This window comes from Actinoplanes sichuanensis (assembly GCF_033097365.1).
Taxonomy (GTDB): Bacteria; Actinomycetota; Actinomycetes; order Mycobacteriales; family Micromonosporaceae; genus Actinoplanes; species Actinoplanes sichuanensis.
Map to the genome: position 1 here is coordinate 10,392,223 of NZ_AP028461.1, position 12,208 is coordinate 10,404,430.

A 12,208-nucleotide genomic window follows, 5' to 3' on the forward strand; every position below is an offset into this window, starting at 1 on the left:
GGGAATACTGGACCATATGGGTTTGGTGCGTCAAGCCGCGTCCGGGGAACGGGAAACCGGCATCGGGTGCATTTTCGGGGTGTATCGTGCACGACTTCCCTCGTGGGGGTGACGGGGGTGACAACGACGCGCCGTACCCGGTCCGATTCGCGGCGGAAGACCGGGAACGGATATTGATGCATTTACGCGGCGTCGCCACTCGGCTACGCAGGTGTGTCCGCTAGATTCGTACCGTGGCGCCCAAAATCAAGATCCCCGCGACGAAATACCCGGTCGAGCGGTTCACGCTCGGCAACGGTCTGCGCGTGGTCCTCTCTCCGGATCGCAGCGCCCCGGTGGTCGGCGTGGCAGTCGTCTACGACGTCGGCATCCGCAGTGAGCCGGAGGGCCGGACCGGTTTCGCCCACCTCTTCGAGCACCTGATGTTCCAGGGCTCGGAGAACCTGGAGAAGCTGGCGCACTTCCGCCACGTGCAGGGCGCGGGCGGCAGTTTCAACGGTTCCACCCACCTCGACTACACCGACTATTTCGAGGTCCTGCCGACCGGCGGTCTGGAGCGGGCGCTCTTCCTCGAGGCGGACCGGATGCGCGGCCCCCGGCTCACCGAGGAGAACCTGCGTAACCAGGTCGACGTGGTCAAGGAGGAGATCCGGGTCAACGTGCTGAACCGGCCGTACGGCGGGTTCCCCTGGCTGAAGCTGCCGCCGGTGATGTTCAGCACCTTCGCCAACGCGCACGACGGCTACGGCTCGTTCGAGGACCTGGAGAGCGCCACCGTCGAGGACGCGCAGGGCTTCTTCGACCGCTACTACGCCTGCGGCAACGCGGTGCTCTCGGTCGCCGGTGACTTCGACGTGGCCGAGGCGACCGCGATGATCGAGCGGCACTTCGGCGACGTTCCGGCGCGACCCGCCCCGGAGCTGCCCGACTTCGACGAGGCCGGTCTGAGCGGGGAGCGGCGTGAGTCGTACACCGATCGGATCGCACCGCTGCCGGCGGTGGCCGCCGGATGGCGCGTGCCCGACCCGATCGGCACCTTCGAGGACTACCTGCCGTACGTGGTGCTCGCCGAGGTGCTCACCGACGGTGACGCGTCCCGTCTGGTCGAGCGCCTGATTCAGCGTGACCGCACGGCCACCACGATGGGCGGCTACATCGGCTTCATGGGCGACGAATACCTGGTGCGCAACCCGACCGCGCTGCTGCTTCAGGCTCACATGCCCCCAGGTGGCGACGCCGACAAGGTGTTGCGCACCATCGATGAGGAGCTGGACCGGCTGGCCGCCGACGGGCTCAAGCCGGGCGAGCTCGACCGGACCCAGGCGCGGATGGCGACCCGCGCGCTGCACGGCACCGACGACGTGCTCGGCCGGGCCCAGCCGATGGCCGTCCTGGAGTTGCAGCGCGGCCGCCCCGGCCTGCTCAACGACCTGCCCAAGCTGATCAGCGAGGTGCGTGAGGAGCAGATCGTCGCCGCCGCGGCCACCCTGCGGCCCGAGCACCGCGCCTCCGTCGAAGTGATCCCGGGAGCCTCCTCGTGACCAAGACCCTGCCCGACCTGGTGCCGGACGCCGCGCTGAACCTGCCGCCGGAGCGCGAGCGCACCCTGCCCAACGGGCTCACCGTGATCGCGATCCGCCGGTCCGCGGTGCCGCTGGTCGAGGTGCGGCTACGGATCCCGTTCGCGCGTGCCGAGCTGGCCCCGGCGACCCTGCTCTCCCAGGCGCTCTTCACCGGCACCAGCGGGATGAACAGCATCGACATCGCCGCCGCGCTGCAGGCCGTCGGTGGCAGTCTGGGCGCCGGGATCGACCCGGACCGGCTGCTGATCAGCGGCAACGCGCTCGCCGATGGCCTGGACCGGACGCTCGAACTGCTCGCCTCGGTGCTCACCGACGCCACCTACCCGGTCGAGGAGGTGTCCACCGAGCGGGACCGGCTCGGCGACCACATCCAGGTGGCGCTCAGCCAGCCGGCGCACCTGGCCCGGGTGGCCCTGCTCAAGCGGATGTACGGCGACCACCCGTACGCGGTGCAGACCCCCGAGCCCGAGGAGATCCGCGCGCTGTCGCCGGAGCCGCTGCGCGAGCTGCACGCCGCCCGGGTCCGCCCGGCCGGCGCGGTATTGGTGCTGGTCGGCGACATCGACCCGGACCAGGCCATCGACACCGCGGAGAAGATTCTCGGCGGCTGGTCGGGCCGCGCGCCGGACGGCGGCCTGCCGCCCATCCCGGTGCTGGAGACCGGCCCGCTGCTGCTCGTGGACCGGCCCGGCTCGGTGCAGTCCTCGCTGCGGCTGGCGCTGCCCGCGCTGACCCGTACCGACCCCGACTACGCCGCCTTCAACCTGGCGAACCTGGTGTTCGGTGGCTACTTCTCGTCCCGGTGGACCGAGAACATCCGAGAGGACAAGGGCTACACCTACGGGGCGTACTCGTCGATCGACCACTACGTCGCCGGCTCGGCCCTGGTCGCCGCGGCCGAGGTGGCCACCGAGGTGACCGGCCCGTCGCTGCTGGAGACGGTCTACGAGCTGGGCCGGATCGCCAGCCTCCCGCCCGGTGAGGAGGAGCTGGAACAGGCCCGGCGCTACGCCCTCGGCACGCTCCGACTCGGCATGTCCACTCAGGCCGGACTGGCCGGGCTGGCCGGCATGTACGCCGGTTTCGGGCTCCGCCTCGACCATCTCCGGGAGTACTCGGCGGCACTCGCCGCGGCCACCCGCGAGGAGGTGGCCGCCGCGGCCACGAAGTATCTCGCCCCGTCCCGGGCGGTGACCGTGATCCTCGGTGACGCCGAGAAGATCGAGTCGCAGCTGTCCGCCCTGACCGTCGTGGAGCGCAGCGCAGCGTGATCAGTTCCGAGAAACCGAGTGGTCCGCCGCTCGCCCGTACCACCCTCGACCGCGCGGCCGAGCACCGCCGGGACGAGAAATGGCTCGCCGCCGCCTGGGAACGCGGCCAGGTCCTCGTCGTGGACCTGGCCAAGGGCGGCCGGGCCCTGGTCACCGACCACCCCGACGGCAGCGCCGCGCTGATCCTGGTGCCGTCGTCGGCGGCGCCGGAGGCCGAGCGCTGGTTCCTCGGCGTCGGCCCAGACGGCACCCCGTACTGGGCCGTCGACGGTCCACTGGAAGCCGCCGACGGCGTGCGGGCGACCGGGCTCCGCGAGTCCGGGCACCTGCTCGACGACCTCGGCACCGGTCTGCTCACCACGGCCGTCGCCCTCGGCAACTGGCACCGCAGCCACCGCTACTCGCCGAAGACCGGTCAGCCGACCGAGGTGGTCGAGGCCGGCTGGGCGAGGGTCGACCCGGACGGCGGCATGATGTGGCCGCGGACCGACCCGGCGATGATCATCCTGGTGCACGACGGAGTGGCCGGCCCGGACGGGCGCTGTCTGCTCGGGCACAACGCGGCCTGGCCGCCCCGACCCGACGGCGGCCGGCGGTTCTCCTGCCTGGCCGGGTTCGTCGAGGCGGGCGAGTCGGCCGAGGCGGCGGTCGCCCGCGAGGTGTACGAGGAGGTGGGTATCGGCCTCGCCGAGATCAGGTACGAGGGGAGCCAGTCGTGGCCGTACCCCGGCTCGTTGATGCTCGGTTTTCATGGGATCGCCGATCCGGCCGAACCGCTGACGCTGGACCCCGAGGAGATCGACGAGGCGCACTGGTTCACCAGGTCGGAGGTCGTGAAGATGTTCTCCGGTGAGGGTTCGCAGTCGGTGCCGATGAGCTCTTCGATCGCCTTCTATCTGATTGAGAAGTGGCTGCTCGAAGATCTAGAAAATATTTCTGGTTAGCAGCAACCTGCCGGCGGGGTCATCGCGTCTTCCTTGCAAAGACGAGAGGGGAACCGATGACTCAGGTGGAGGCGCCGGCGTGGACGCCGATGACCGCGCAGGAGCGGGAGGCGTTCGACCGCGACGGCTACATCGTCGTGCCGTCGGTGCTGAGTGAGAGCGAGATCGAGGCCGGTCGGGCCGCGATCCTGGGGTATTACGAGAAGCAGAAGTCCGAGGGCAAGCTGAGCGCGACAGGTGCCCTGCACCAGCTGTCGCCGATCGCGCACGTGCCCGAACTGGCCTTCCTGATCGACCACCCCAAGGCTTTCAAGTACATCTGGTCGCTGCTCGGGTGGAATCTGCACATCTACCACTCGCACATCGACGTGCACCCGCAGCTGCACGAGAAGCAGAAGGACTGGTGGCACTGGCACCAGGACGGCGGCCGGCAGAACCGGGAGATCGAGACCGACCCGCGGCCGATGCTGTCGGTCAAGCTGGCCTACTGGTTCTCCGACGTGAGCGAGACCGGCCGGGGCAACTTCACCGTCCTGCCCGGCAGCCACAAGACCAACTGGCTGCCCGGCCCGCCGAGCCGTGGCGTTCCGTGGCCGCAGCCCGAGGGTGCGACCCAGATCACCGCGAACGCCGGTGACCTGGTCGTCTTCGACCGCCGTATCTGGCACGCCCGGTCGGACAACTACTCCGACATCACCCGTGTCGGCGCGTTCTTCGGCTACACCCCGCGCTGGATCGCCATGCGTGACGAGAACGCCGAGCTGCCGAACACCCCGGCCTGGAACGACCTCAACGACGTGCAGAAGCAGCTGCTCGGCGGCTTCGGCAACGGCGACGGCGACCACCAATGGGGTCACTACCCGGAGACCACGCCGCTCTACGGCGCGCTCAAGGAGCGGGGCCTGCTCGACTCCAGCATCCCGGCGCTGATCCCGTAGTTTTCATGGGAGGGCCTCAGGCCCTCCCATGAAACTCATGCCGCGATCGCGGCGAGGTGCTGCTTGACCTGGACGATCGACGGGTTCGTCAGAGCCGAGCCGTCGGCGAACTTCAGGGTCGGCACCGTCTGGTTCCCGCCGTTCACGCTGCGCACGAACGCGGCCGAGGCCTCGTCCTGCTCGATGTCGACGACGTCGTAGGCGATGCCCTCCCGGTCGAGTTGCGACTTGAGGCGGTGGCAGTACCCACACCAGGACGTCGAGTACATGGTCAGCATCGGTCAAGGCTCCTTCGATACAGGTCACACGGCGGTGCGGCTGACAAGCACAACACCCCGCCGGGGTGTCATGATTCCCTACCGTGCGGACTGAAGGAGTGCTGGACGGGCTCGACCCTGATCAGCGTACGGCGGTGACCGCGCCCGCCGGTCCGGTCTGCATTCTGGCCGGCGCCGGTACGGGCAAGACCAGAGCGGTCACCCATCGGATCGCGTACCGGACGATGTCCGGCGAGATCAGCCCCCGACATGTGCTCGCGGTCACCTTCACGGCGCGGGCCGCCGCCGAGATGCGGGCCCGGCTCGGCGCGCTCGGCGCCGGCGCGGTGCAGGCCCGGACCTTCCACGCCGCCGCGCTGCGGCAGGTCCGTTACTTCGCTCCGCGACTTCTCGAAGGCCGGCAGATGCCGGAGCTGATCGAGAGCAAGGCACGGTTGGTGGGCCTTGCGGCGGCCAAAGCGGGGGTACGGGGAGACCGCACCGTCGCCCGTGACCTCGCCGGTGAGATCGAGTGGGCCAAGTCGTCCCTGGTCGAGCCCGGCGAGTACGTCGTCGCGGCGGCCAAGGCGATGCGTGACACACCTCATGAGCCGGCCCGGGTGTCCGAGGTGTTCGCCGCCTACGAGCAGCTCAAGCGCAGGCAGGGCGTGATCGACTTCGAGGACCTGCTGCGCGCCGCGGTCTGGGGCATCGAGGAGCACCTGGACGTCGCCGACCAGATCCGCGCCCAGTACCGACATTTCGTCGTCGACGAGTACCAGGACGTCAACCCGTTGCAGCAGCGGCTGCTGGAGGCGTGGCTGGGCGGCCGGGACGACGTGACCGTGGTCGGTGACGCGAGCCAGACCATCTACTCGTTCACCGGGGCCACCTCGGCGTACCTCATCGATTTCCCGCGGCAGCGGCGCAACGCCGTGGTGGTCCGGCTGGTTCGTGACTACCGCTCCACACCACAGGTGGTCGGGCTGGCCAACGCGGTGATCCGGCAGGCCCGCGGCACCGAGGCGAAACTGCGGCTGGAACTGGTCGGCCAGCGGCCGCCCGGACCCGAGCCGGAGCTCAAGATCTTCCCGGACGAGCACGGCGAGGCGGTCGCGGTGGCTCGGCGGTGCCGGGACCTGATCGCCGCGGGCACCCCGGCCGGCGAGATCGCGGTGCTCTTCCGGACCAACGCGCAGTCCGAGACGTACGAGGAGGCGCTCGCCGACGCCGAGGTGCCCTACCTGGTCCGGGGCGCCGAGCGGTTCTTCGAGCGGGCCGAGGTACGGCAGGCGATGGTCGCGCTGCGGGCCGCCGTGCGATCCACCCCGGGCGAGACACCACTCGTCGAGGCGGTCGTGGAGGCGCTGGCCGCGACCGGCTGGAACCGGCACCAGCCACCGCCCGGCGGCGCGGCACGCGAGCAATGGGAGGCACTGGCCGCCCTGGTGGCGCTGGCCGAGGAGTATGCGGCGGCGCCGGAGATCCTGCCGATCGGTGAGGCCGGTCGGCTCCAGCGGGAGGTCTCGCTCTCCGCCTTCAACGACGAGCTGGCCCGCCGCGCCGAACAGCAGCACGCACCGACTGTGTCCGGAGTCACGTTGGCTTCGCTGCACTCGGCCAAAGGCCTCGAATGGGACGCGGTGTTCCTCGTCGGGCTGGCCGACGGCACCCTCCCGACGACGTACGCGAAAACGGCCGAGCAGTTGGAGGAGGAACGCCGTCTGCTCTACGTCGGGGTGACCCGCGCCCGGCACGTGCTCTGGCTGTCGTACGGCCAGTCGCGCTCCACGGGTGGCCGGCCCCGTCGCCCGTGCCGGTTCCTTCCGCAGCTCACCGGGGGTGGGCGCACCGAACCGCGGCCCGCCGAGCCGGGTCGCAAACCCGAACGCCGTCGCCCTCAGGTGTCGTTGTGCCGGATCTGCGGGGCCACCCTGCTGGCCGGCGCCGACCGCAAACTGGGCCGCTGCCCGACCTGCCCGTCCGACCTGGACGAAGACCTCTACGAACGTCTCCAGGTGTGGCGGGCCGGGACCGCCGCCGAGCTCAAAGTCCCTGCTTACGTGGTGTTCACGGATGCCACGCTGGTGGCCGTCGCGGAGCGCCGCCCGGCCGACCCGGCACAGCTCCTGGCGATCGCCGGGATCGGGCCCCGAAAACTGGGTCAGTACGGCGACGCGGTCTTCGCTCTGGTGGCCGGAGCGAGCCCAGATGATCTTGCGACGAAAAACTTTGAAAACTAGTCCGTTAATTCGTTTGCTCTCCCGTGTAGGGCAGGCATAGCCTCAGGACACGCCTTGGCGAGCAGTGGGTTCGCTGGGGTTCGACTACGAGTGCAACGCAATGGAGGAGGTGGCCCCGATGAGGATCGACATGAACATGCGCGTTCCGTCGATGCTGCTGAACCCTGCCTGCGCTCTGCCCGTTTCGCTGCCCGCCACCGCCGCCCCGGCGTGGATGGCCGCTGAGCGGACCGCTGAGCTCGTCCGGATCCTGCCGACCTCGGCAGAGTCCGTCCCGGCTCCGCAGGAGCACCAGGTCCTGGCCCAGGCCGAATTGGGCAAAGCGACCCTGGTGCGCATCGAAGGAAACAAGGGCACCACTGGCTTCAAGGGCAGCAACAGCACCATCTCCAGCAAGCGCTACACGGATGGTGATGGCGGCGCCCCGCCTCGAGGAAGGCCGGTCTGACCACAGACCACCGGCTCACCTCGAGGCCGCGGAACCCCTAACCGGGATCCGCGGCCTCGAATCATTTTCCGGCCGAACCGGCCGGATGTAAGACCTGAACAACGATCCAGAAGATCGAGAAGAAGAGAGAGGTGACCGGGCTTTATGAGTCTGGCGCTGGCCCCGATCGACATGACCGTCGACATCGAGGCAAACCTGCCCTGTCGGAAGTTCGACCCGGACATGTGGTTCTCCGACTCCCCGGCCCAGCTGGAGCTGGCCAAGTCGCTCTGCGGGGACTGCCCGCTGCGGGCCGAGTGCCTGGCCGGTGCGGTCGACCGTGCGGAGCCCTGGGGTGTCTGGGGTGGCGAGATCTTCGAGCGTGGCGCTGTCGTCCCGCGCAAGCGGCCCCGTGGCCGTCCGCGTAAGGCCGACGTCGCTCGCGACGCCGAGCTGGCTGTCGAGGTGGAAGAGCGCCTCGCCGCCAACGGTCTCGACACTCGCAGCTCGGTTCGACTGGCTGCATGAGATGACCACCCTCCCCATGACCGAGATCGAGATCCGAAAGCCGAGAACCGAGATGACTTCGAACGGAGACACCAAGATGAGACTCATCCAAGAAGCGTTGTCGAGGGCTCGAATGCCTCGGCCTCAGCGTGACCGTGCACCTGAGGCTTACCGCTCCGCTCGCCGTATCACGATGGACGCCCGCAGCCGGACGTCCCGTGAACTCGGCGCCGGACTCTGACAACCACAACAGATGAGAAACGGCCCGTCCGCCGATGCGGACGGGCCGTTCCCTTTACCCGACCTAGTTGTACGGCGCACCGGAGGCCATAGGCACTTGCTGCCGGTCGAAGTCGCAGTAGACGGTCACCAGGGTCTCATCGAGATCGGCTGGCTGCGGGATAGCCGGATTGGTCAGCTCGACCCGTTCACCCGCCGTCTTTCCCGGCCGGCACGTGTTGCGCGGCGAGTTGTCCAGGGTGCCTCCGACGATGACGCCGGATCCGTTGCGGAAGACCAACGAAACACCACGAGAAACCATGCCGGCCGGTACGCCCTGGAACACCGTCTCGCAGTTCGTCGACTCGACGTCGAACTCCACCGAGCCCAGCCCGCTCGCTTCCTTCCGCCCGCTCCCGGCGACAACCGTCGCGGTCACGTCACCGAGGCCGTTGTTGCCATTGCCACGCTCGATCCACTGACCGACCTGAACGTCGATCGAGATTGTTTTGAACTCACTCTCCCCGCGTCGCGTCGCGTCGTCGAGCAGGTTGGCATTCCCTACGGCGACCGTTCGGCCGGGCATAATCGTTGGCACCACCTGGGTACGGAAGCGCTGGTGGGAATCGTTGATCACGGACCGGCCCGACGGGTCAAGGGCGTTGAAGGTGACGAGTGTGCGGTAGGCGACCTTGGTCGTGTCGTTGCGCAGCAGCACGCCCATACTCGCCATCGGACCTCGTTGTGAATATCCCTGTTCGACGATTCGGATGCCGGACGAGTCGCCGGCGGTCGCGGGCTGGGGCGCGGTCAATCGGCACGTGGACGTGTCCGGTGGGGCGCCCTCGTCACGCGCCTGAACGACCAGGAAACTGGCCGCTGCCAGGCCCGCGACGATCAGGCCGGCGATCAGCAGCCATCTCGTTCTCATCCCTGTCGGCCTCCCCTCGCCGGCACCGCCACCCGGCTGTTCCGTCCTGCTCATGCGTTGTGGCCCAACCCGTCCGACGTCAGGATGGTTCTCGAAGTCTGATCTGCGAGTGCCGGGCGAGGGAAGGCGAACAGGTCCCGCTGGGTCGCCAGCGTCTCCGACGTCACGAGCATCGCGTCCGCAATGGCGTGTTCTCGTTCGAGAACGATGTAGGTCAGTTGATACAACGCCTGCCTGATCTGCTCCACAAGTGCCCGAGGCGTCTTGGCGTCGAACCGCACCTCCGGTCCCTTGCCGGCGAACTTGTCCAGCGCGGTGCCCGCGACCTGTGTGACTCCACCCGCCACGGTGAACGCGATCGCGGCGCCACCACTGGTCACCACACTTCCGACCGAGAGGACGGCGGCGGCCGCTGACAACCAGAAGACCTGCTGATCAGTGTCGAAACTGTTCATCGACACGAAGGCGTTGATCGCCAGATGGGCCAGCTCGTCCACGTTGTTCCGGCACTCGGTCCACAACGCCTGCTCTGCTTCGATCGCAGCCATGAGCGTGGCCACCAGGCTGAACTGCGCGGCGACACGGTCCTTCCACGGTTCCACGAACGTGTACTCGAACTGCCTGGCGGCGAAGCCCTGCCACTCGAAGACGGTCTTGCCGACGGTCTCCATGCTCGCCATCTCGAAGTTCGGCGGTATGACGACCCCGCGTGACGGGTCGAATGAGCCGCTGCCGCTCGACAATGCGCCGGCGGCGGTTCGCAGGTCTTGGTGCATCGCTTCCAGAACCTGGGGGTCAGGCAGGTTGAGGAAAGGCTCGAACAGCTCCGCCAATCCTTCGAAGTCCGCACGAAGGAACCGGATGATGTCGGCGGGTACCGGATTGCCGTCCTGCAGGGAGATGTACTGCCCATCGGCGAGGACGAATCCCTTCTCGTCGAGAGCGGCTTCCATCGCCAATTCCTCGATACGGAGGGCGTGCTGCCAGAGATCCCCGTAGCTCATGGTGTGCCGTCCGAAGCTTCGCTCGAGGTGGTCGTTTCCCGGCTCCCGGCTCGGACGATGTTCTCCTTCTGCTCGGCGATGGCCTCCGTGTTGATCCTCTCGGCCTCCTGATACTCCCGGGCCGCCATGACCAGGACATCGCCTGTCGCTTCCAGACTCTCCGCGGATTCCCGGAGCAGATCGACGGTGGTGTCCGCGAGGTACTGCCACGCTGACTTGGCTTCGCCGAAGGGGCCGCCGAGCAACTGATCGCGCCAGAGAACATCGACTTGGGTCTCAGCCGAAGCGATCCGTGCGATCACCGACCGGTAGTGGGCTGCCAACGGCTTGAGCTTCATCTCGCCCGCCTCCCAGAGGCGGGTGCAATCGGCCACGAGCTCCCTCTGCCGTTCCGTCAGTTCTTCCGCCATCGCCCCGCTCCCCGCGCCGAATCGCCGTCCCTTACATCGGGGTACACCGATCGGGCGGGGCGCGTTCAGTTGAGCGGGTGGCAGCTCTGTCGGCTGTGGGCGGTTGCTGTCAGGGGACGGGGGCGAAGCCGGGCAACCACTTCTCCAGGATTTCGCGGTAGGCGGCCTCGGCCTCCAACTGACTGAGGACACCGATCGAGCCCAACGTCACCCGGTGGATCAGCAGGTAGGACGGTGGCAGGTTGAGTTTGCGGCTCAACGCGTACGCCGGGCCCCGCGGATTGGCCAGTCGCCCGGCCTCGTTGCGGATCCAGCTGCGGGTGAAGCGGAATCTGTCGACGGCGACCGGCTCGATCATCGGGAGCAGGAAGTCGAGTAGGGCCTGGGCGTCGATGTCGTCGGTCGCCTTGACGAAACCCTCCTCGCGCAGGCCGTCGACGACCGCCTGCGCCTCGCCGTCCAGGGCCAGCCGGACCAGGCGGCCGATCGGCTCGGGGTGGCCCTCGGGAAGGCGGGCGACGGCGCCGAAGTCGATGACGCCGAGCCGCCCGTCGGCGAGGACCCGGAAGTTGCCGGGGTGTGGGTCGGCGTGCAGCAGCCCGGCCCGGCTGGGCGCGGAGAAGTGCAAGATCGCCATCAATCGGCCGGCCTCGTCACGCTCGGCCTGGGTGCCGTCGGCGATGACCGCGGACAGCGGCGTGCCGTCGACCCACTCGGTGATCAGGACCTGCGGCGCGGAGGCCACCACCCGGGGCACGAAGATCTCCGGGTCGTCCTGGTAGGCGGTCGCGAACGCGCGCTGAGTCTCCGCCTCCATCTCGTAGTCGAGCTCCTCGACGATCCGGTCGCGGAGTTCGGCGATCAGCGGTTTCATGTCGATGCCGGGCTGAATGATCTTGAACATGCCGGCCAGCCGGGAGAGCTGTTTCAGGTCGGCGACCAGGGCGTCGCCGGCACCCGGATACTGGACCTTGACCGCGACGGGCAGCAGTTTCGGTTTCGCGTTGCGGCGGGCCGGCGGCAGTTTCCACACCGCGCGGTGCACCTGGCCGATGCTGGCGGCGGCGGCCGGGCTGTCGTCGAACTCGGCGAACAGGTCGCGCCAATCCGGCCCGAGCTGCTCGGTCAACGCCTTGTGCACGTTGGCCACCGGCATCGGCGGCGCCGCCTCCTGGAGCTTGGTGAGCGCCTGCCGGTAGGGGCCGGCCATCTCGTCGGGTAGGGCCGCCTCGAACACCGACAGCGCCTGACCGAATTTCATCGCACCGCCCTTGAGCTGCCCCAGCACGCTGAAGAGCTGCTCGGCGGTCCGCTGCTGGATGTCGGCGGAGATGACGTCGGAGGCGATGCCGACGGCCCGTTTACCGAGGCCCAGTGCGGCTCTCCCGGCGAAACCGAGGGGAAGGGCGGCGAGCTTTGCGGTCCGGGACGCGGCGCGGCGCGGTATGTCCGTCACCAGATCATTGTGACCGAC

The 12,208-nt window shown here is 68.6% G+C and carries 12 protein-coding genes; 7 read left to right on the forward strand and 5 right to left on the reverse strand.

What is annotated here, in order from left to right; translation table 11 throughout:
• Positions 1-233: 233 nt before the first annotated feature.
• From Q0Z83_RS47865 to Q0Z83_RS47880, 4 genes are read left to right on the forward strand one after another with little or no spacing between them, the layout of a single operon-like run.
• Positions 234-1,541, forward strand: coding sequence for a M16 family metallopeptidase (locus Q0Z83_RS47865; protein ID WP_317790245.1), 1,308 nt, complete (start codon positions 234-236; stop codon positions 1,539-1,541).
• Positions 1,538-2,854: a M16 family metallopeptidase gene (locus Q0Z83_RS47870; protein ID WP_317790246.1), complete on the forward strand. Its 1,317-nt coding sequence runs from the start codon at positions 1,538-1,540 to the stop codon at positions 2,852-2,854. The genes Q0Z83_RS47865 and Q0Z83_RS47870 overlap by 4 nt, the downstream gene beginning before the upstream one ends.
• Positions 2,851-3,798, forward strand: a complete 948-nt coding sequence (nudC, locus tag Q0Z83_RS47875; RefSeq protein WP_378079243.1) for an NAD(+) diphosphatase — start codon at positions 2,851-2,853, stop codon at positions 3,796-3,798. Before Q0Z83_RS47870 ends, nudC begins: the two co-directional genes overlap by 4 nt.
• A 56-nt stretch (positions 3,799-3,854) precedes the next feature.
• Positions 3,855-4,736 carry a phytanoyl-CoA dioxygenase family protein gene (locus tag Q0Z83_RS47880; RefSeq protein WP_317790247.1) on the forward strand — a complete coding sequence of 294 codons (882 nt, stop codon included), beginning with the start codon at positions 3,855-3,857 and terminating at the stop codon, positions 4,734-4,736.
• A 35-nt stretch (positions 4,737-4,771) separates the two neighbouring features.
• On the opposite strand, the gene Q0Z83_RS47885 is transcribed toward Q0Z83_RS47880, so the two are convergent.
• Positions 4,772-5,014: a mycoredoxin gene (locus Q0Z83_RS47885; protein WP_106316107.1), complete on the reverse strand. Its 243-nt coding sequence runs from the start codon at positions 5,012-5,014 to the stop codon at positions 4,772-4,774.
• 83 nt (positions 5,015-5,097) lie between these two features.
• Between Q0Z83_RS47885 and Q0Z83_RS47890 the strand changes: the two genes are divergently transcribed.
• The 3 genes from Q0Z83_RS47890 to Q0Z83_RS47900 all read left to right on the forward strand — a co-directional run bounded on the left by Q0Z83_RS47890 (position 5,098) and on the right by Q0Z83_RS47900 (position 8,191).
• Positions 5,098-7,236, forward strand: a complete 2,139-nt coding sequence (locus Q0Z83_RS47890; protein WP_317790248.1) for an ATP-dependent DNA helicase UvrD2 — start codon at positions 5,098-5,100, stop codon at positions 7,234-7,236.
• A gap of 118 nt (positions 7,237-7,354) precedes the next feature.
• Positions 7,355-7,684: a hypothetical protein gene (locus tag Q0Z83_RS47895; protein WP_317790249.1), complete on the forward strand. Its 330-nt coding sequence runs from the start codon at positions 7,355-7,357 to the stop codon at positions 7,682-7,684.
• Positions 7,685-7,828: 144 nt separating this feature from the next.
• The gene (locus tag Q0Z83_RS47900; RefSeq protein ID WP_317790250.1) at positions 7,829-8,191 is read left to right on the forward strand and encodes a WhiB family transcriptional regulator; all 363 of its coding nucleotides are present in this window, start codon (positions 7,829-7,831) and stop codon (positions 8,189-8,191) included.
• A gap of 283 nt (positions 8,192-8,474) precedes the next feature.
• On the opposite strand, the gene Q0Z83_RS47905 is transcribed toward Q0Z83_RS47900, so the two are convergent.
• The 4 genes from Q0Z83_RS47905 to Q0Z83_RS47920 form a co-directional block, all read right to left on the reverse strand.
• Positions 8,475-9,113, reverse strand: a complete 639-nt coding sequence (locus Q0Z83_RS47905; RefSeq protein WP_317790251.1) for a hypothetical protein — start codon at positions 9,111-9,113, stop codon at positions 8,475-8,477.
• 257 nt (positions 9,114-9,370) lie between these two features.
• Positions 9,371-10,324: a hypothetical protein gene (locus tag Q0Z83_RS47910; protein ID WP_317790252.1), complete on the reverse strand. Its 954-nt coding sequence runs from the start codon at positions 10,322-10,324 to the stop codon at positions 9,371-9,373.
• A complete protein-coding gene (locus Q0Z83_RS47915) occupies positions 10,321-10,734 on the reverse strand; it encodes a hypothetical protein (RefSeq protein ID WP_317790253.1) in 414 nt (137 codons plus the stop codon). The genes Q0Z83_RS47910 and Q0Z83_RS47915 overlap by 4 nt, the downstream gene beginning before the upstream one ends.
• A gap of 109 nt (positions 10,735-10,843) precedes the next feature.
• The gene (locus Q0Z83_RS47920) at positions 10,844-12,190 is read right to left on the reverse strand and encodes an ABC1 kinase family protein (RefSeq protein ID WP_317790254.1); all 1,347 of its coding nucleotides are present in this window, start codon (positions 12,188-12,190) and stop codon (positions 10,844-10,846) included.
• Positions 12,191-12,208 lie beyond the last annotated feature (18 nt).

Excerpts from the sequence above, each read along its gene's own strand:
- Q0Z83_RS47880 (WP_317790247.1), top strand. The coding sequence starts at position 3,855 with ATGACTCAGGTGGAGGCGCCGGCGTGGACGCCGATGACCGCGCAGGAG.
- Q0Z83_RS47885 (WP_106316107.1), bottom strand. The coding sequence starts at position 5,014 with ATGCTGACCATGTACTCGACGTCCTGGTGTGGGTACTGCCACCGCCTC.
- Q0Z83_RS47895 (WP_317790249.1), top strand. The coding sequence starts at position 7,355 with ATGAGGATCGACATGAACATGCGCGTTCCGTCGATGCTGCTGAACCCT.
- Q0Z83_RS47900 (WP_317790250.1), top strand. The coding sequence starts at position 7,829 with ATGAGTCTGGCGCTGGCCCCGATCGACATGACCGTCGACATCGAGGCA.
- Q0Z83_RS47905 (WP_317790251.1), bottom strand. The coding sequence starts at position 9,113 with ATGGGCGTGCTGCTGCGCAACGACACGACCAAGGTCGCCTACCGCACA.
- Q0Z83_RS47910 (WP_317790252.1), bottom strand. The coding sequence starts at position 10,324 with ATGAGCTACGGGGATCTCTGGCAGCACGCCCTCCGTATCGAGGAATTG.
- Q0Z83_RS47915 (WP_317790253.1), bottom strand. The coding sequence starts at position 10,734 with ATGGCGGAAGAACTGACGGAACGGCAGAGGGAGCTCGTGGCCGATTGC.